This is a genomic window from Nitrospirota bacterium, from assembly GCA_037386965.1.
Taxonomy (GTDB): domain Bacteria; phylum Nitrospirota; class Thermodesulfovibrionia; order Thermodesulfovibrionales; family JdFR-86; genus JARRLN01.
On sequence record JARRLN010000003.1, the window covers coordinates 30963 to 48297 of the forward strand.

Consider the following 17335-nt stretch of genomic DNA (forward strand, 5'->3'; position numbering starts at 1 on the left):
GCCATAAGGTCCGGCCCCTTTACATGGGCGGCATCTGTTTCATTACGGACCGCGACGCCTGTCCCCTTACCTGTGTCGAGATGGTGCGCATGGCCCTCATGTCGGGCATCCGGTGGGTCCAGTACAGGGAGAAGAAGAAGGACCGCCTCTCCCTGTACCGAAACGCCCTCGCCCTGAGAAATCTCACCGGCGATTTCGGGGCCTTCTTCATCATGAACGATTATCCCGACATCGCCCGCGCCGTCGGGGCCGACGGCGTGCACGTGGGACAGGCGGACCTTCCCGCCAGGGAAGCCCGGAAGGTCATCAGCGAGGAGATGATCCTCGGCGTCTCAGCCCACACCCTGGAAGAAGCCCGGAGGGCCCAGCAGGAGGGGGCGGACTATATCGGGTTCGGGCCCGTCTTCGACACGCGGACAAAGGACGCCGGCCCCGCCAGGGGCATCGGGGTCATCCGGGCTGTGACCAGGGAGGTGGACATCCCGGTCGTGGCCATCGGAGGGATAGACGCCCGCTCGGTGAGCCGCGTGCTGGCTTCGGGGGCGCAGGGCGTGGCCGTGGCCTCCGGCCTGCTTTCGGGGGACCTCAGGCAGAACGTGGTGGATTTCATGTCCCGCCTGGAGCCCTCCGGCCGGGGCGGGCGCATCGGGGCCCGCTCGTAGTCTCTTCCTTTTTACGCCGCATCTCTTTTTGTGACCGGAATACTTGTCATTTTCCGGCGCAATCTTATACACTAGCGCCGATGCGGGAAAAGCGTAAAAGGCGGGTCTCCATCGAGCAGGACGTCCTCATCAATCGTTCCCAACGCGGCACCGCCCTCGACCTGAACGAAAACGGCATGTATGTCTACACGCGGGCCAACGTCGTGCCGCAGTCCGTCATCGAGCTGAGTTTCGCCCTCGACGGGGAGGAAATAACCGTCACCGCCAAGGTGGAGCACGCGCAGCCGGGCATCGGCTTCGGGGCGAGCTTCGTCAACCCCGAGGAGGGCGTGGCCCGGCGGATAAAGGCCTTCGTCGAGGAGCTCAGAGGACGCCGGTAAGCTCCATTACCGCGTGCTGGCAGTTTCGGGCCGCCTCGCGCTTCCGCCACGAGGCCGGCTCCCGGTCCGAAACCATGTTGCTTATCCCGCGCACTTCGAGAAGAGGCACGCCGTATCGCGCACACACCTGGGCCGCCGCCGCGCCTTCCATGTTCTCGCACAGGGCGCCGAAACGCCTGCGAAGCTCCCTGGCCCGCCGCAGGGTTCCCGTCACCTGGGCCACCGTGAGGAAGGTGCCGCTTCGGATGTGCAAATGCCGGAGGGCCTTCCGGAGGAGCCCCCGGTCCAGGGGGAACTCCTGGAAATACGTCTTCCGCCCCCGCCGGAGAAGGGGAATGCCCGTGGCCTCAAGGCCGGCGAGCCCCCCGGGGGTGAGCACCCCGAGGTCGGCGTAGACCTCCCGCTCGCAGGCGGCCACCTCTCCCACGGCGAGGCCGCTCCCGGGGTATGCGCCCCCGATTCCCAGAACAACGAGGGCGCAGGGCTCCGCGCGCTCGATGAGCACGGTGGCCCCCCAGGCGGCGTTTGCCGCCCCCATGCCCGAAACCAGGAGAGCCACCGGCCTTTCCTTCAGAGTTCCCCTGGCCACGTGCTTCTCCAGCCGCACGTTCCTCAGGTGTTTCCTTATGTGCCCGGCCTCGAAAGGCACCGAAGCCAGGAGCCCCAGGGGAGATTTTCCGGACATGGGGGATTATAGCAGACGCCCCGGATTATGGCAGGCGCTTCGCTCGGGAGGGCCGCCGTTTGTAAAGGGCTTTTTCGGGGCTGTATAATCCAGGAATGCGGATGGCTCTCACCATCGCCGGCTCGGACCCTTCGGGCGGTGCGGGGCTTCAGGCCGACCTCAAGGTCTTCTGGTCCCTCGGTGTGCACGGCCTTTCGGTGCCCGCCGCCCTCACCGCGCAGAACACCGAAGAGGTGCGGTCCATCATGCCGGTCAGAGGGGAGTTCCTGCGTGCGGAACTGGACGTCCTTCTTGCGGACCTTAGGCCGGATGCCCTGAAGACGGGCATGCTCCATACGGCGGGCGCCGTGCAGGAGGTGCGAAACGCCGTGGAGCGTCATCGCCTCGATAACCTCGTCGTGGACCCCGTCTCGGTAAGCTCCTCGGGCACCCCCCTGCTGGAGGAAGCGGCCCTGGAGGTCATGCGGGAGACCCTCCTGCCCGTGGCCCGTGTCGTTACGCCGAACGTCTACGAGGCCCAGGTCCTCACCGGCGTGGCCATCGAGACCCTGGAGGAGATGCGGGAGGCCGCCCGCTCGTTGAAGGCCCTCGGTCCCCGGGCCGTGGTCATCACCGGGGGGCATTTCGGCGGGGCGGGGGAGGACCGGACGCTGGACCTCTACTTTGACGGGACCGACATGGTTGCCGTCGAGGACAGGCGCTACGAGGGCCGGTACCATGGGACGGGGTGTGCCTTCTCCGCGGCCGTGGCGGCGCACCTGGCCCTGGGGGCCCCGCCCCTGGAGGCGGTCAGAAAGGCCAAGGACGCCGTGAGCGCCGCCATCCGGGGGGCCTGGAGGCCGGGGAGGGGAAGGGCCCTCCTGAGGCTGTAGCAATGGCGAAGGCGAAGACCCGGTATCAGTGCCAGGCGTGCGGGTATGTGAGTGCCCGGTGGATGGGGCGGTGTCCGGATTGTGACCAGTGGAACACCCTCGTCGAGGAGAGAGTGGGCGGGGGGCGGGAGCACCGCTCCGAGGGGCTCGCGGGCGCCGCCGTGCCCATCCCGCTGAATGACGTGCCGGCCGGGAGCGAGACCCGGGCCTCCTCCGGCATCGGGGAGTTCGACCGCGTCCTGGGCGGCGGCGTGGTGGCCGGCTCCGTGGTCCTCATCGGGGGGGACCCGGGCATCGGGAAATCCACCCTTCTCCTTCAGGTGGCCGCCGAGGTCGGGGGAAAGGTCCTTTACGTATCGGGGGAGGAGTCGCCCGCGCAGATAAAGCTCCGCGCGGACAGGATGCAGGTGGCCTCCGGGGACGTGGTGCTCCTCGCGGAGACCTCGCTTCAGAACACCCTGGATGCCGCGGCCTCCCTGTCTCCCGACCTCCTGGTGGTGGACTCCATCCAGACGCTGTACTCGGAGGAGATGGACTCGGCCCCCGGCACGGTGGGGCAGGTGCGCGAGTGCGCCACGCGGCTCATGTTTCTGGCCAAGCGCACCGGCATGCCCGTCTTTCTCATCGGCCACGTGACCAAGGAGGGGGCCATAGCGGGCCCCCGCGTCCTAGAGCACATCGTTGATACGGTGCTTTATTTCGAGGGGGACCGCGGGCATCCCTACAGGATTCTTCGCGCGGTGAAGAACCGCTTCGGCTCCACCAACGAGATAGGCGTCTTCGAGATGTCCGACGCGGGCCTCAGGGAGATAGCCAACCCTTCGGAGCTCTTCCTCTCCGAGCGCCCCGCGGGGGTGACGGGCTCCGTGGTGCTGGCCAGCATGGAGGGGACCCGCCCGCTCCTGGTGGAGATGCAGGCCCTGGTAACGCCCACCTCCTTCGGCATGCCCCGCAGGACCTCCATCGGGTTCGACGTGGCCAGGGTGAACCTCCTGGTGGCGGTCCTGGAGAAGCTCGGGGGGCTTCAGCTCGGGGGAATGGACATCTTCACCAACGTGGTGGGAGGGCTCAAGCTCGTGGAGCCGGCCGTTGACCTCCCCCTGGTGCTCGCGGTGGCCTCTTCCCTGAGGGAGATTCCCGCGGGTCACGACATCATCGCCTTTGGAGAGATAGGCCTCTCCGGGGAGGTGCGTGCGGTGGCCCAGGCCGAGACGAGGCTCCGGGAGGCGGCCAAGGTGGGTTTCCGCCGGGCCGTCATTCCCGGGGGCAACGCCGGGAGGCAGCGGGAGACGTTCGGCCTCGAGGTCATGGGCGTCTCCCGGCTTGAGGAGGCCCTGGAGGCCGCGGGGATGTAACTCCCGGGCTACCGCAGGTCTGTCTCCAGTGCCAGGTCCACGGCCACGGAGCGGACGAGCTGCTCGTCGATGACCTCTGCCTTCACCAGGAAACCCTCAAGGAGAGCGTTGTCGCATATGGTGTTTATCAGGCGCGGAAGGCCGCCTGCGAACCCCCGGACGGCCCTGATGGCCTCCTCGGTGAATATCTGTCGCGCGGCCCCCGCGACCCGGAGGCGGTGGAGAATGTAGTCGTGGGCGTCCTTCTCCGTGAAGGCCTGAAGCCGTATCCTCATCGCCACCCTCTGCTTCAGGGGCTCGTCCAGGCTGAGGACGTCCTCCAGCTCGCTCAGGCCGAAGAAGATGAGGTTCATCATCTTTCCCTCGGCCCTCTCCATGTTCAGGATGCCCCGGAACTCCTCCATGAGCTCCCGGGAGTTGAGCATCTGCACCTCGTCCATCAGGACGACGGCCGTCTTGCCCTCTTCGTCGATGTCCACGAGCCGCCGGTGCAACTGGCCCAGGAGCTCCACCTTGCCGTCGGCCACTTCCTCGAGCCCCAGTTGCAGCCCCAGCTTCTTCAAGAGCCACTCGGAGCTGACCGAGGAGTGGATGATTACAAGGAGGGCGGCTTCGTATCTCTCCTCGTCGAGCTCTTCAAGGAGCTTCCTGGCCAGCGTGGTCTTTCCCGAGCCGATGTCGCCGATGACCACCGAGAGGCCGCGCTTGGCGTCCACGGCGTGCTTGAGCTTGACGAGGGCCGAGGAGTGCTGGTCGCTGTTGAAGTAGAAGCGGCTGTCGACGACGTTGGAGAAGGGATGTTCTTTCAGGCCGTAGAATTCCAGAAAATCCATGGCGCCTATTATACATCAGGCAGGAAATCAAATATATGACACGCGGTTCTTCTTGCCCTTGGGCTGTGCCTTCTCGGCCGCCGTCTTCAGCGCATTGACCTTCTCGGCCACGTCGCGGAAATCCGCGTTCCAGCCGTAGACCTCCGTGAAGAGGTCCAGGGCCTGGGCCGCGTCGCCGTTTTGCTCGTGGGCCAGGGCGAGGTCGTACTTCAGGCTCCAGGAGGCCTCGTCCGCTTGGTCCACTTTCATGAGCGCCGTGCCGAAGGACTCGATGGCCAGGGCATAGAGTCCCTTTTGCATATAGCAGGCCCCGAGCATGGTGGCGGACTGGGAGAGGTAGTCCGGGTCGTGCTGGGAGGCCTGGAATTCCTTGATGGCGTCGTCCACCAGGCCCATTTCCTTATAGGCTATGCCCAGGTTGTAGTGGGTCTCGGCGTCTTCGGCCTCGATTTCCTGTTCCAGGCCCTTCTTGAACTCGTCGAAGATTTCCATGACGTTGTCGTCGAGGGCCGGTTCCTGAGCCTGCGCATCCGGCTGCTCGCCGGAGGCCTCGGCCTCCATGTCGTACTCCTCGCCGGCGGGGGCCGGAGAGGAGTGCTCCTCCTGCATTTTCCTTTCGGCCTCCCCCAGCTTCTTCCGGAGGTCTTCGTTGTCGGGGATTTTCTCGAGCAGGGACCGGTAGACGCCCGCCGCTTCGGCGTAGAAACCCTGTCCGAGATAGAAGTCGCCTTCCGATATCTTCTCGGCGTAAGCCTCCGGGGAATCCGCCTCCTTCTGCGGGGCGAATTCTTCGCCTATGTCCCCGGTGGCATCCGCGGTGAGCATTTCGGGCCCTTCGGCCTCCTGGGGCCCCCCGTTCAGCCTGGGGTCCGACGGCCCGGCCCTCCGCGCCTCCTCAAGATAGACCCTGCTTTCGGCCTCCTTCCCCTGGCGGGCCAACAGGGTGCTCAGGATGATGCACTCGCCCACGAGCTGTTCGGAGTCGTTCATCTTCTCGTAGAGGTGCTTGAGCTTCTCGTGAAGCTCCACGCTCTCCGGCGCCTTGGCCTTCCAGCCTTCCAAGAGGTTCCTTGCCTCGTTCAGGAGTCCGTACTTGAAGAAGATGTCGGTCTCCATGAAGGCCTCCTCCAGGCTCTTGGCCGGCTGGTGGGCGGAGGGGGGCGGCCCGGGTTTCTCCTCGGGCTGGACGTCCTCTGCGCCCAGGCCCGAAAGGGCCTCCAGGTCGGCCTGAGCGCTTGCGATATCAAGGGAAGCCCCCCCGTCTCCGGCTTCGTCCTCTGGCTGGGCCGCTGCCGGGGTTTCCTCGGGCTTCTGCGGGGTTTCTTTCGGCTTCTCTTCGGCTCCGCTTTGAAGGGCCGCCATCATTTTCTTTATCTCCGCGTCATCGGGCCTCAGGCCCTCGGCCTCTTTCAGGCACGCAATCGCCTGTTCCGTCCGGCCCTCTTTCTCATGGAGGGAAGCCAGCCCCAGGAGCTCGCCCGCGGCCCGCTCATCCCCGGCCTTCTTGTACAGGTCGACCAGACGGCGCCGGTTCTCCACGGGCTCGAGGTCCTTGAATTCCTCGAGAAGCTCCTGGGCCTCCGCCACTTCCTGCTCTTTTATAAGCGTCTCGATGATGGTGCGGAACTGCCCCCAGGCCTCTTCCCTCGAGCCTGCCTGCCGGTACAGGTCGCCCAGGTGCTTCCGCGCCCCGACGTCGGAGGGGTTTTTCTCCACGAGCGTGCGTATGACGTCTATGGCCCCCTGGCGGTCGCCCGAAGCCATGCGGAGTTCGGCCTTTCTCTTGAGCAGTCCGGTACTCTCGCCGGCCTTCTGAAGGGCGGAGCTCAGGTGCTCTTCGGCCTTCGCCATGTCTCCCGAACTCTCGGCCAGGCGGCTCATGGCCACGATGGCATCGACGTTGTTGGGCTGTATCTCCATGGCTTTATGGATGAACTTGCCGCCCTTTTCGGCGTCCCCCTTGTCCAGGTGAATCTGCCCGATGTTGAGGTACTCCCGGGCCGCCTCGGAGACGAACCCCTCCTTGGAGAAAAGCTCCGCCACCTTGGTTTTCAGCTGGACGTTCGTCGGCGCGAGGTTCAGGACGCGCTCATAGACTTTCAGGAGCTCGTCCCGCTTGTTCTCCTTGGACAGGACGTCCGCCGCGGCAAGGTAGTACTTGACGGCGTCGGTGAAGATGTTCTTCTCTTCCGTCAACTGCCCCAGGGCGATAAGGGCGTCCGCGGCACGGGGGTTGACGTTCAGGATCTTCTTGTAAATGGCCAGGGCCTTCAGGGTAAACCCTTCGTTCATATAAATTTTTGCGGCCTTGCGGAACTCGGCCAGGGCGGGGGCCTTCTCGCCCTTCTTGATGTAGAGGTCGCCGATGAAGTTCAGGACGTTGCCGTCGGGCGAGACGTCGGCAAGTTTCCGCCACTCGGCGATAGCCTTGTCTATCTGCCCCTTGGCAAGGTACTTCTGGGCGTTCTTGCTTATGGAGGCCTTATCGACCATACGGCAGATTATCACACATAATCAGATAAACTGTCAATAATTATACGTTTTCGTTGAAAAAACGTGAAATGAGTCACATCACATTCCGGGCATTTTTTTACCCTTTACGGCGTTGACGCCATGCAAAATCCGGACTTCTTCATTTACAATGGGAGGCATGAACCAGAGATACGGAGGAAGCGATGCAGTCACTTGAGGATGTCGCCGCTTTTCACGGCCACGTCTGTCCCGGCCTGGCCCTGGGCTACAGGGTCAGCGAGCTCGCCCTGCGCGAGATGGGCGAACGGGCCGAGGACGAGGAACTGGTGGCCGAGGTCGAGAACGACTCGTGCGCCGTGGATGCCGTGCAGGTCCTGACGGGATGCACCTTCGGCAAGGGCAATCTCTTGTACCGGGACTACGGCAAGCAGGTCTACACGTTCATCAAGCGCCCTTCGGGCGAGTTCCTGCGGGTCGCGGTCAAATGGGAGCCCCCGCCCGAGACCAGCGAGGAGAAGGAGGCGTGGGGCCGCTATATGAAAGGGGACCGCTCCGCGGCTGTCCGCGAGGCCGTGCAGGACAGAAAATCCCGGAAAATCGAGGCAATTATGGAGGCCCCGGAGGGGGAGCTTTTTGAGGTGCAGCGGGGGCGGATGGAGCCGCCGCACCAGGCCCGCATCTACGCCAGTCTCCGGTGCGAGCGCTGCGGCGAGAAGGTCATGGAGCCCCGTGCCCGCCTCCGCGAGGGCAAGGTCCTCTGCCTCCCCTGCGCGGAGGCCGAGGACCGGGAAGGCTAGCGTGGAGGAGCTCATCAGAAAGGCAGGGGTCCTCATCGAGGCCCTGCCCTATATCCGCTCTTTTTACGGGAAGACCTTCGTCATAAAATACGGCGGGTCGGCGCAGGTGGAGGAACACCTGAAGCAGGCCTTTGCGCAGGACGTCGCCCTCCTGAACTTCATCGGCATCCGTCCGGTCGTGGTCCACGGCGGCGGGCCCACGATAAGCGCCACCATGGAGAAGATGGGCAAGAAGCCCAGCTTCGTCCACGGCCACCGGGTCACGGACGAAGAGACCATGGAGATAGTGGAGATGGTCCTGGGGGGCTTGGTGAACAAGCAGATAGTCTCCCTCATCAACAGCCAGGGGGGGCGGGCGGTGGGCTTGAGCGGAAAGGACGCCGGGCTCATCAAGGCCCGGAAGAAGCGCCTCAAGGGGCCTGCCCCGGAGGAGTACCTGGACCTGGGCCTGGTGGGCGAGGTGACCGAGGTGGACCCGGATGTCCTGGTCAGCCTGGACAGGGCGGGCTTTATCCCGGTCATATCGCCGGTGGGCGTGGGCGCTGACGGGGAGACCCTGAACATAAACGGCGACGACTTGACCGCCGCCGTGTCGGCGGCGGTCAAGGCCGAGAAGCTTATCTACCTCACCGACGTCCCGGGCATCCGGGATGCCGGGGGAAAGACCCTTGTCTCCCTTTCACGGGCGAAGGCCGCGAAGTTCGTAACCGCGGGCACCATCTCCGGCGGCATGATCCCCAAGGTGCAGGCCGCACTGAGCGCCCTGAAGGACGGCGTGGGCAAAGTCCACATTATTGACGGCCGCGTCCCGCACTGCCTTCTCCTGGAAATATTCACCGACAGGGGCCTGGGCACCGAGATTACGCACTGAAAGGCCTCGTCCGGCCCGCAAGGCCGGGGCCACCCACGTTGCAAACCCCTCTGGAAGGCCTATAAAATAAGGGGATGTCCACGGACGAGCTCATCTTGAAGGGCGCGAGGCAGAACAACCTCAAGGACCTTTCCCTCGCCCTCCCGCATAACCGGGTCATCGCCGTCACCGGGGTTTCGGGCTCGGGGAAGTCCTCTCTGGCCTTCGACACCATTTTCGCGGAGGGGCAGTGGCGGTTCATCGAGAGCCTCTCGACGTACGCCCGCCTGTTCCTGGAGAAGCTGGACCGCCCGCAGGTGGAGGCCATAGAGAACATCCGGCCCGCCATCGCCCTGGAGCAGAGGAACCCCGTGCGGGGCTCCCGCTCCACCGTGGGCACGCTGACGGAGATGTACGATTACTTCCGGCTCCTGTACGCCAAGGTGGGCACCGCGTATTGCCCCCGGTGCGGGGAGGAAATCCACAGGTGGCATCCCTCCGACGTCACCCGGGAGCTGATGGAAAACTACCGGAACCGCAAGGCGGTCGTCACTTTCGAAAGCCCGGAGAAAAGGGAAGACCTCGGAAAGCGGGGGTTCCTCCGCCTCTGGCGTGAGGGGCGTGTCCTGGACTTCGAGGATGCGCCGGAGGCCGGGCCGCCCTTTGAGGTCGTCCTGGACAGGCTTGTCCTCAGGGACGAAAAACGGCTGGCCGACAGCGTGGAGACCGCCTTCAGGGAGGGAGACGGCCGGATGAAGGTCAGGGTGGTGGACGGCCCCGAGAGGTCCTTCGTCGCGGGCAACGTCTGCGACGGGTGCGGTTATGCGCTTGAGGAGCCCTCTCCCCTGCTTTTCTCTTTCAACCATCCCGTGGGGGCCTGCCCGCAATGCAAGGGGTTCGGCAACATCCTGCGCTACGACGAATCCCTCATCGTGCCGGATCCGTACCTTTCCCTGGCCGAAGGGGCCGTCGAGCCCTGGGAGAAGCCCGCCGCCCGGTGGTGGAAGTCCCAGCTTCTGAAGGGCGCGCCCGGGGCGGGCATCGACGTCAACAAGCCCTACAGGAAGCTCTCGCGAGCCGACCGGACGAAGCTCTTCAAGGGGACCGGCGCGTTCGAGGGCATCGATGAGTTCTTCGAGGAGCTTGAGGGCAAGCGCTACAAGCTGCACGTCCGGGTTTTCCTCTCCCGCTACCGCAAGGGCGTGCTCTGTCCCGCCTGCCGGGGCAAGAGGCTCCGGCCCGAGGCCCTGGCCTATCGCATCGGCGACCTGGACATAGCCGAGCTTTGCGGTCTCCCCGTCTCGGGGCTGATGGGATTCTTCGGAGAGATGCCTCTTTCTCCCTTCCAGAAGATGGTGGCCGCGGAGCTGCTCAGGCAGATAGAGCTGAAGCTCGGTTTCCTCCATAGGGTGGGGCTTGACTACCTCACCCTGTGGCGCGAGGGCAAGACCCTCTCGGGGGGCGAGTACCAGCGGGTCAACCTGTCCAACCAGCTCTCCTCGCGCCTGACCGGGACCCTCTATGTCCTGGACGAGCCCACGGTGGGCCTGCACAAGCGCGACACCGACCGGGTCTCGGAGATTATGGCCGAGCTTGCCGACATCGGCAATACGGTCATCGTGGTGGAGCACGACAAGGGGGTCATCGAGGGCGCCGACTGGGTCGTCGAGCTGGGCCCCGGGGGCGGGCATCTGGGGGGAAATGTCGTCTTCGCGGGAGAAAAGAGGGATTTTCTCCAGGCCGACACCGTGACCTCCCGCTACGTGCGCGGCCTCGAGGAGGCGGCGCCGCCCGTAGAGCGCCCGAGGACGGGCTCGGGATGGCTTCGCCTTGAGGGGGCCTCGGGAAACAACCTCAGGGATGTGGACCTCGAGGTTCCCCTGGGGACACTCGCCGTGATCTCCGGCGTAAGCGGCTCGGGCAAGAGCACGCTGGCCGTGGACACCCTTTACAAGGCCCTGGTCAAGAACCTCCGGTTGGGGACGGACAGCCCCCTGCCTTACCGCTCTCTCAAGGGGTTTGAGGCCCTGAAGTCCGTGAAGCTGGTGGACCAGTCCCCCATCGGCCGGAGCCCCCGGTCCAACCCCGTCACGTACATGAAGATATTCGACCACATCCGGAAGCTCTTTGCCGAGCAGCCGGAAGCCCGCGCCCGGGGGTACGGGCCGGGCTTCTTCTCCTTCAACGTCCCGGGCGGGCGGTGCGAGACGTGCAAGGGCGAAGGATACCAGAAGCTCGAGATGTATTTCTTCGAGGACCTCTACATCACGTGCGAGGACTGCGGGGGGCGCCGCTACGGGCGGGAAGCCCTGGGCGTGACCTACCAGGGCAAGAGCATCGACGAGGTCCTGAAGATGACCGTGGATGAGGCCGCGCTCTTCTTCGGCGGGCAGTCGCAGATACAAGGGCGCCTTGCCCTCTTGAGGGAGGTCGGCCTGGGCTACCTGATACTGGGCCAGCCCGCGCCCACCCTTTCGGGGGGAGAGGCCCAGAGGCTCAAGATATGTGCCGAGCTGGGAGTGGGGCGCGTTCGGGGCGTCCTGTATGTGCTGGATGAGCCCACGGTGGGGCTGCACATGAAGGACGTGGGGGCCCTGCTTACGGTGCTCGGAAAGCTCGTGGACTCCGGCAATACGGTGCTGGTCATCGAGCACAACCTGGACGTCATCCGTGCCGCCGACTGGCTGGTGGACCTGGGGCCCGAGGGAGGCGAGCAGGGCGGGGAGGTGCTTTTCGCGGGTCCTCCGGAGAAAATCGTTGAGGCCACCCGCTCCTACACGGGCAGGTACGTCGGGGAGCTTCTCGCCGCCAGGGCCGAAAGGGGCGAGGCGGCATGAAAATAGGCATCACCGGCCTGGCCAACTCGGGCAAGACCACGGTCTTTAACGCCCTTACCGGGCTCGGCGCGGAGACGACCCCTTATCCCTCCACCGGGGGACAGCCCAACATGGGCGTGGTGAAGGTGCCCGACCCCAGGGTTGACCGGCTGAGCGGGATATTCAATCCCAGGAAAACCACCTTTTCCACAGTCCATTACGTGGATTACATCGGCCTCACCCCGAAGGACCTGAAACAGAACCGTACCGTCTTGGAGTTCATCAAGGACGCCGACGCGCTGGTGCAGGTGGTGCGGGCCTTCGAGGACGAGGCGGTCCTTCACCCCCTGGGGCGGATAGCCCCCCTGGCCGACGTGGAGACGGTGGAGGCCGAGCTCCTCTTCGGCGACCTGGAGCTGGTGGAGCGGAGGCTCGAGACCATGGAGGCCTCGCGGAAGAAGGGCGGGGTAAAGATAAACGAGGAGGAAAAGAAGGTGCTCCTGAGGGCCCGGGAGACCCTGGAGGCCGAAAGACCTCTCAGGGACGCCGCCTTCGGCGAGGCCGAGCTGCGGGCCATGCGCCACCTGCAGTTCATGTCCATAAAGCCCGAGGTGGTCGTCCTGAACGTCGGCGAGACGGACCTTGGCTCCGAAAAGGCCGCCTCGTGGAGGGAGAGCGTTTCGGGCTTCTTCGGGGGTTCCTCCCAGGTGGACGTGCAGGTCCTGAGCGGGAAGGTCGAGATGGAGATTGCGGAGCTTCCCCCGGAGGAGGCCCGGGACTTCCTCGACGATCTGGGAATCGAGGAGCCGGCCTTGGACAGGCTCATCCGCGTCTCCTACGATAAGGTGGGCCTCATTTCCTTCTTTACCGTGGGTGCCGACGAGGTGCGGGCCTGGGCCGTCGGGAGAGGGACGAGCGCTCTCAGGGCCGCGGGCAAGATCCACTCCGACATAGAGAGGGGCTTCATCAGGGCGGAGGTGGTCTCCTACGACGATTTCATGTCGGCCGGCGCAAGCATGGCCCAGGCACGGGAGAAAGGGCTTCTGAGGCTCGAAGGGAAATCCTACGAAGTAAAGGACGGCGATATCGTCAATTTCCGTTTCAACGTCTGAGAATCACACCATGTCATTCTCCGAAATCCTTCGCGCGAACCAGCCCAGCTTGTCGTCTTTCTCTTTCTTCTTGCTCTCCTTCAGTATCTGCCACTTGTAGTGCTTCAGGGCATTGGTGACCTCTTCGGTCCCCTGGTCGAAGAAGCCCTCCCGCTCTTCTTCGGGCAGGGACATGACGGTCTGGCCCAGGACGGCCACGATGGCCCGCACCAGGGCGTGCACGGCGACGTCGATGTCCTCGTAGGTCTTTATCCGCCTGAGCACCTCCTGCACCAGGAGGACCTCCAGCCGTCCGCCGTCCATGGCCATCGCTCATCCGCCGAACTTGTAATGTTTCCGCACGGTCCGGTGAATCTCCCACGTACAGGACATGCCCTGGGGGAAGGTCACCAGGTCTCCTTTGGCCAGCCGCACGGGGCTGCCCCCTTCCGGGGTGACCGTCACGTCGCCTTCGAGGAAAAAGCACGTTTCGGTGTCGCCGTAGGTCCAGGGAAAGGACGACTCCTCCCGGCTCCAGATGGCCCAGTCCGGGACGCCCAGCTCCTCTAGCCGCTCGGATGATGCGTTCCGCTCAATCGTGATGTCTTCCATTTTTCCTCCGTGATGGTGGAATGCGCATAATTATACCAGAGCGGCCCCGGCGGGGTCTGTGATTCAGAGCTTTTCGTAGGGACTTTCCCGGTCCGTTCTCCGGGCAAGCTCGCTGTGGTAGCGGGAGCCCACCAGCTCGGCGTGTTCCCGGACCCACTCGCTGAGCAGTGTTCCGCCCAGCGGGGGCGAGCCGGTGTGCAGGAGGCCGGCCATGAGCCCCTCCACCTCGTCGTGGGTAATGGTGACGTCCCCGAGGATTCTGCCCACCAGAGAGCCCACCGCGTAACCCAGGGCGGGCGGCACCGGGACGATGGGCCTCTTCTTCCCGATGGCCTCGCCCACGGCCTGAACGAGTTCCCTGTATGTGTAGCACTCCGGGCCGATGGCATCCAGCGTGCGATTTTCGGTCCTTTGGGCTTCGTGCACTGCCAGGGCCGCCAGGTCGTCGACGTAAATGGGCTCGAGCTTGTACTGGCCTGTGCCGAAGACCCCAAAGACGGGAAAGTGCCGGAGAAACCAGGCGATGTTGTTTATGAGGATGTCCTCCTTGCCGAAAAGGACGGCAGGCCGGAGGATGCTGTGGGGGATGCCGCTTTCCCCGAGGAGGCGCTCCAGGAGAGCCTTCCCTCTGAAGTATTCGAAGGGGGAGTCCTCCGAGGGGTTGGTGATGCTTATGTGCACCACCCGCCTCACCCCCGCCCGCCGCGCCGCCTCGAAGAGCACGCGGGAGTTCTCCACCGCCCGGGCATAGGAGAAACCGGGATGGTTGAACCTCACCCAGTAGTTGTTGTAGAGGACGGCCGCTCCCCGGAGGGATTCGGCGAGCTTCTCCGGGTCGTCAAAATTATAGGGGAAGGCCTTCACTTTGCCCCCGAAGGGGTTGCTTCTGTGGGGGGAGTTGGTCAGGGTGCGCACTTCATGGCCGGCCTCCAGGAGTCTCCGGGCCACGTATTTCCCCGAGAAGCCGAAAGCCCCCGTCACCATGTGGAACTGCACGCTCGACACAGGCGCCACCTCCTTCTTTATTATAGGGGTAATGAAAGCCTCCGGCACGCATCACGGAACGCCCTCATGCCGGGCCGTCCCCGGGCAGCGGCTCCGCCCCGCCCCGCTGGACGTCGAGGCGTTCCGCTCGGCCATTTACGAACACTACCGGGTTCATGGCCGCGATTTCCCCTGGAGGCGGACCCGCGTGCCCTACAGGATTTTCCTTTCCGAGGTCATGCTTCAGCAGACGGGCACGGAGCGCGTTCTGGCAAAGTACGGTCCTTTCCTCCGCGCCTTCGGGAGCTTCCGGGCCCTGGCCCGTGCCCAGGTGCGGGAGGTCCTGGTCCTCTGGCAGGGGCTGGGCTATAACCGGCGGGCCCTGTGGCTTCGGGAGGCCGCCCGGAGGGTGGCGCGCGAGCACGGCGGCAGGCTTCCCCGGGGCGTGGAGGCCCTCATGGCGCTGCCCGGCGTGGGGAGGGCTACGGCCTCTGCCGTTTCGGCCTTTGCCTTCGGCGAGCCTGCGGTCTTTGTGGAGACCAACATCCGGCGCGTCTTCCTCCATTTCTTTTTTCCCAATGCCGCCTGTGTCAGGGACGGCGACATCCTCCCCCTGGTGGCAGAGACCCTGGACAGGGCCGACCCCCGCTCCTGGTATTACGCTCTCATGGACTACGGCGTCATGCTCGGACAGAAGGCACCCCGCACCAACCAGAGGAGCGCCCATTACGCGAAGCAGAGCCCTTTCAAGGGCTCCGAGAGGGAGCTCCGGGGGCGTGTGCTTCGGCTGCTTCTGACGGAAGGCCCCGGGACCCGTGCCCGGCTTGCCCGCGCCCTCGGGCTCTCCTCAGAGCGGCTTTCCCCCGTCCTTGCGGCCCTCGCCGAGGAAGGTTTCCTCCGCTACGGCCGGGGCGTCTACCGGGTGGCCTGAGGAGGGTTCGGCCTCCGGCCAGAGGAGTGTTCTTACCTGTCGCTTTCCATCAGCTCCGAGAGGGCCTGGGCCGCTTTCGTCCTCACAAGGGGGTCTTCATCGTCGAGGGCTTCCTTCAGAGACTCCATGGCCGTGGGGTCTCCGGCCTGGCCCAGGGCTGCGGCGGCCGAGGCGCGCACCGAGGGGTCTTCGTCCCCGAGGGCCTGCACCAGGGGTGCCGTGGCCTCATGCACGCATATCTTTCCAAGGGCCCAGGCGGCGTTACAGCGGACGACGGCTTCCCGGTCCCCCAGGGCCTGGATGAGATGGGGGGCCGCCCGGGGGTCGCCGATTTCTCCCAGGGCAAGCTCGGCCTTCGCCCTCACGAAAGGGCTCTCGTCGGAAAGAAGAAAGGCCAGAGCCTCCACGGCCCTTCTTTCACCCATCTCCCCCAGGGAGCCGGCCGCATAGGCGCGCACATAGGGGTTGGGGTCCTTGAGGCTTTGGATCAGGGCCTCGGCTGTCTCGGGGTCTCCCATTTCCCCCAGGAGCTGCGCAGCCCTGGCCCTGACGAAGGGGTCCCGGTCCTTGAGAGCGGCCATCAGGGGCGCCGTCCTGCCCAGGTCGCGGTACTCGGAGAGAAGCTCGGCGTCATAGGGCTCGGCGCCGGCCACGAGGGGAGCCCTCGCCCAGAGAGAGGGCGCAGAAAAAAAGAATAAGGCGGCAACGAGCAAGGACAAAACGAGACGTGTCTTCATGGCGTCCTCAAGACCTCCTTTATGGGGAAATCGGTAATAGTCAGGGCATTCCGGTGCTGACCCGTCTGCCCGTGAAGTGCGTTCCATCCGGCCTCGAGGGCCCGTATGGCGCCCCGGGTCTCGGTCTCCGTGGGGGGCCGGTCCCCGAGGATATCGCGGAGCTCCAGGCGGACCCACTCCCCGTCGGATGCCGCGGCGGGGCAGAGCTCCACATCGGGCAGGACCAGGGCCCTGAGGGCGCCCGCTTCCAGGCACATGTCCCAGCCCAGCGAACGGGACAGGGCCAGCCACCTGAGAAGGCCCCGGATTCCCTCCATGCCCCGCACCTCCAGGGCGAGATAGAAGTCTCCCCCCGGGTGGGCGGCACGCCCGGCACAGCATCCCCGCGTCCGCACCCAGGCGCTCCGGTTGAGCGCCCTCACCAGGGCCCTCAGGGGAGGGTCAATCAGGGCATAGTCGATATCGCCCGGCGGCATTTCCCTTGTGCGCATCTCCGGCTCTCCTCTGCCCGGAGAATGGCACGTTTCGTACCAGCTCTAAGCGCCGGTAATAAAAGGGAAAAAGTCCGCGTTCTTTTGCATCCGGGCAAATCCGTTTGCAGAAGTGCGGAAAAGACCGGGGGGGAAGGGGGGAGGGATGAGGCCGGGGGCGTCTGTCAGCCCGGGAGAAGTCCCAGGTTCTTCATCTTGGTTCTCAACGTCTTCCGGGAGACTCCCAGGAGCTCGGCCGCCCGGGACTGGTTCCAGTTGTCGGTTTCCAGGGCCTTGAGGATGACCCTTTTCTCTATCTCCATGAGGTTGAATTCTTCCCCGTCCGATGCGGGCTCCTCCTCGGGGCAGATGCGCAGGCGCCTGGGAATGCACTCCTCGGTGATGAAATCGTAGGGGCAGAGGATGACGGCCCTTTCCACGGTGTTCTCGAGCTCCCGGACGTTTCCGGGCCATTCGTAGGCGGTCAGTATATCCATCACCGGCTCGTCGAACCCCCGGATGTCCTTGTTGTTCTTCTTCGCATAGAGCCCGAGGAAATGCTCCACAAGGGGGCGGATATCCTCCTTCCGCTCCCTGAGCGGAGGGACCTGGATGGTTATGACATTGAGGCGGTAATAGAGGTCGGACCTGAAATCGCCCTTCTGCACAGCCTCCTCGATGTTCCTGTTCGTGGCCGCCAGGACGCGGGAGTCCACCTTTATCTTGTTCTTCCCCCCCAGGCGATGGAACTCCCGAAGGTTGTCCAGGCTGTTCTCGATGGCGTGGCC

At 64.8% G+C, this 17335-nt stretch carries 18 protein-coding genes; 9 read left to right on the forward strand and 9 right to left on the reverse strand.

What is annotated here, in order from left to right; genetic code table 11:
• The first annotated feature begins 23 nt into the window (after nucleotides 1–23).
• Both thiE and P8Y39_01125 read left to right on the forward strand, forming a co-directional pair.
• Complete coding sequence (thiE, locus tag P8Y39_01120; protein MEJ2190935.1) at nucleotides 24–662, forward strand: thiamine phosphate synthase; 639 nt, start codon at nucleotides 24–26, stop codon at nucleotides 660–662.
• An 80-nt stretch (nucleotides 663–742) separates the two neighbouring features.
• Nucleotides 743–1042 carry a PilZ domain-containing protein gene (locus P8Y39_01125; GenBank protein ID MEJ2190936.1) on the forward strand — a complete coding sequence of 100 codons (300 nt, stop codon included), beginning with the start codon at nucleotides 743–745 and terminating at the stop codon, nucleotides 1040–1042.
• On the opposite strand, the gene mqnB is transcribed toward P8Y39_01125, so the two are convergent.
• Complete coding sequence (gene mqnB / locus P8Y39_01130; GenBank protein ID MEJ2190937.1) at nucleotides 1026–1727, reverse strand: futalosine hydrolase; 702 nt, start codon at nucleotides 1725–1727, stop codon at nucleotides 1026–1028. The two genes, P8Y39_01125 and mqnB, sit on opposite strands and share 17 nt — an antisense overlap.
• 95 nt (nucleotides 1728–1822) lie before the next feature.
• On the opposite strand from mqnB, the gene thiD reads away from it, so the two are divergent.
• Together thiD and radA are read left to right on the forward strand one after the other, a co-directional pair.
• Nucleotides 1823–2599, forward strand: a complete 777-nt coding sequence (gene thiD, locus P8Y39_01135; GenBank protein MEJ2190938.1) for a bifunctional hydroxymethylpyrimidine kinase/phosphomethylpyrimidine kinase — start codon at nucleotides 1823–1825, stop codon at nucleotides 2597–2599.
• A 2-nt stretch (nucleotides 2600–2601) separates the two neighbouring features.
• Nucleotides 2602–3954: a DNA repair protein RadA gene (radA, locus tag P8Y39_01140; GenBank protein ID MEJ2190939.1), complete on the forward strand. Its 1353-nt coding sequence runs from the start codon at nucleotides 2602–2604 to the stop codon at nucleotides 3952–3954.
• 8 nt (nucleotides 3955–3962) lie between these two features.
• Here radA and P8Y39_01145 read toward each other — a convergent pair whose 3' ends face one another.
• Nucleotides 3963–4787, reverse strand: coding sequence for an AAA family ATPase (locus P8Y39_01145; GenBank protein ID MEJ2190940.1), 825 nt, complete (start codon nucleotides 4785–4787; stop codon nucleotides 3963–3965).
• A 27-nt stretch (nucleotides 4788–4814) separates the two neighbouring features.
• Nucleotides 4815–7280 (reverse strand): tetratricopeptide repeat protein, encoded by a 2466-nt coding sequence (locus P8Y39_01150; protein MEJ2190941.1) that lies wholly within the window; start codon nucleotides 7278–7280, stop codon nucleotides 4815–4817.
• Between the two features lie 182 nt (nucleotides 7281–7462).
• On the opposite strand from P8Y39_01150, the gene P8Y39_01155 reads away from it, so the two are divergent.
• The 4 genes from P8Y39_01155 to ychF all read left to right on the forward strand — a co-directional run bounded on the left by P8Y39_01155 (nucleotide 7463) and on the right by ychF (nucleotide 12834).
• Nucleotides 7463–8056 (forward strand): FmdE family protein, encoded by a 594-nt coding sequence (locus tag P8Y39_01155; GenBank protein ID MEJ2190942.1) that lies wholly within the window; start codon nucleotides 7463–7465, stop codon nucleotides 8054–8056.
• Between the two features lies 1 nt (nucleotide 8057).
• Nucleotides 8058–8927 carry an acetylglutamate kinase gene (gene argB / locus P8Y39_01160; GenBank protein MEJ2190943.1) on the forward strand — a complete coding sequence of 290 codons (870 nt, stop codon included), beginning with the start codon at nucleotides 8058–8060 and terminating at the stop codon, nucleotides 8925–8927.
• Between the two features lie 74 nt (nucleotides 8928–9001).
• The gene (gene uvrA / locus P8Y39_01165) at nucleotides 9002–11743 is read left to right on the forward strand and encodes an excinuclease ABC subunit UvrA (GenBank protein ID MEJ2190944.1); all 2742 of its coding nucleotides are present in this window, start codon (nucleotides 9002–9004) and stop codon (nucleotides 11741–11743) included.
• Entirely contained in the window at nucleotides 11740–12834 is a 1095-nt protein-coding gene (ychF, locus tag P8Y39_01170; GenBank protein ID MEJ2190945.1) for a redox-regulated ATPase YchF, read from the forward strand. The genes uvrA and ychF overlap by 4 nt, the downstream gene beginning before the upstream one ends.
• A gap of 3 nt (nucleotides 12835–12837) precedes the next feature.
• On the opposite strand, the gene P8Y39_01175 is transcribed toward ychF, so the two are convergent.
• The 3 genes from P8Y39_01175 to P8Y39_01185 all read right to left on the reverse strand — a co-directional run bounded on the left by P8Y39_01175 (nucleotide 12838) and on the right by P8Y39_01185 (nucleotide 14478).
• The gene (locus P8Y39_01175) at nucleotides 12838–13143 is read right to left on the reverse strand and encodes a hypothetical protein (protein MEJ2190946.1); all 306 of its coding nucleotides are present in this window, start codon (nucleotides 13141–13143) and stop codon (nucleotides 12838–12840) included.
• Nucleotides 13144–13146: 3 nt separating this feature from the next.
• Nucleotides 13147–13425: a cupin domain-containing protein gene (locus P8Y39_01180; GenBank protein MEJ2190947.1), complete on the reverse strand. Its 279-nt coding sequence runs from the start codon at nucleotides 13423–13425 to the stop codon at nucleotides 13147–13149.
• A gap of 63 nt (nucleotides 13426–13488) precedes the next feature.
• Entirely contained in the window at nucleotides 13489–14478 is a 990-nt protein-coding gene (locus P8Y39_01185) for an NAD(P)H-binding protein (GenBank protein ID MEJ2190948.1), read from the reverse strand.
• On the opposite strand from P8Y39_01185, the gene P8Y39_01190 reads away from it, so the two are divergent.
• Nucleotides 14462–15340, forward strand: a complete 879-nt coding sequence (locus tag P8Y39_01190) for an A/G-specific adenine glycosylase (GenBank protein ID MEJ2190949.1) — start codon at nucleotides 14462–14464, stop codon at nucleotides 15338–15340. The two genes, P8Y39_01185 and P8Y39_01190, sit on opposite strands and share 17 nt — an antisense overlap.
• A gap of 32 nt (nucleotides 15341–15372) precedes the next feature.
• Here P8Y39_01190 and P8Y39_01195 read toward each other — a convergent pair whose 3' ends face one another.
• From P8Y39_01195 to P8Y39_01205, 3 genes are all read right to left on the reverse strand, one after another.
• On the reverse strand, nucleotides 15373–15993 hold the full coding sequence (locus P8Y39_01195; protein MEJ2190950.1) for a HEAT repeat domain-containing protein: 621 nt from the start codon (nucleotides 15991–15993) through the stop codon (nucleotides 15373–15375).
• Nucleotides 15994–16073: 80 nt separating this feature from the next.
• Nucleotides 16074–16568, reverse strand: a complete 495-nt coding sequence (locus P8Y39_01200) for a hypothetical protein (GenBank protein ID MEJ2190951.1) — start codon at nucleotides 16566–16568, stop codon at nucleotides 16074–16076.
• Nucleotides 16569–16732: 164 nt separating this feature from the next.
• Nucleotides 16733–17335: helix-turn-helix domain-containing protein (locus P8Y39_01205; protein MEJ2190952.1), on the reverse strand; the 603-nt coding region annotated here is incomplete at its 5' end.

Coding starts and splice junctions, on each gene's coding strand:
- P8Y39_01125 (MEJ2190936.1), top strand. CDS start 743: ATGCGGGAAAAGCGTAAAAGGCGGGTCTCCATCGAGCAGGACGTCCTC.
- P8Y39_01190 (MEJ2190949.1), top strand. CDS start 14,462: ATGAAAGCCTCCGGCACGCATCACGGAACGCCCTCATGCCGGGCCGTC.
- ychF (MEJ2190945.1), top strand. CDS start 11,740: ATGAAAATAGGCATCACCGGCCTGGCCAACTCGGGCAAGACCACGGTC.
- P8Y39_01145 (MEJ2190940.1), bottom strand. CDS start 4,787: ATGGATTTTCTGGAATTCTACGGCCTGAAAGAACATCCCTTCTCCAAC.
- P8Y39_01150 (MEJ2190941.1), bottom strand. CDS start 7,280: ATGGTCGATAAGGCCTCCATAAGCAAGAACGCCCAGAAGTACCTTGCC.
- P8Y39_01155 (MEJ2190942.1), top strand. CDS start 7,463: ATGCAGTCACTTGAGGATGTCGCCGCTTTTCACGGCCACGTCTGTCCC.
- radA (MEJ2190939.1), top strand. CDS start 2,602: ATGGCGAAGGCGAAGACCCGGTATCAGTGCCAGGCGTGCGGGTATGTG.
- P8Y39_01180 (MEJ2190947.1), bottom strand. CDS start 13,425: ATGGAAGACATCACGATTGAGCGGAACGCATCATCCGAGCGGCTAGAG.
- P8Y39_01200 (MEJ2190951.1), bottom strand. CDS start 16,568: ATGCGCACAAGGGAAATGCCGCCGGGCGATATCGACTATGCCCTGATT.
- uvrA (MEJ2190944.1), top strand. CDS start 9,002: ATGTCCACGGACGAGCTCATCTTGAAGGGCGCGAGGCAGAACAACCTC.
- mqnB (MEJ2190937.1), bottom strand. CDS start 1,727: ATGTCCGGAAAATCTCCCCTGGGGCTCCTGGCTTCGGTGCCTTTCGAG.
- thiE (MEJ2190935.1), top strand. CDS start 24: ATGGGCGGCATCTGTTTCATTACGGACCGCGACGCCTGTCCCCTTACC.
- P8Y39_01175 (MEJ2190946.1), bottom strand. CDS start 13,143: ATGGCCATGGACGGCGGACGGCTGGAGGTCCTCCTGGTGCAGGAGGTG.
- thiD (MEJ2190938.1), top strand. CDS start 1,823: ATGCGGATGGCTCTCACCATCGCCGGCTCGGACCCTTCGGGCGGTGCG.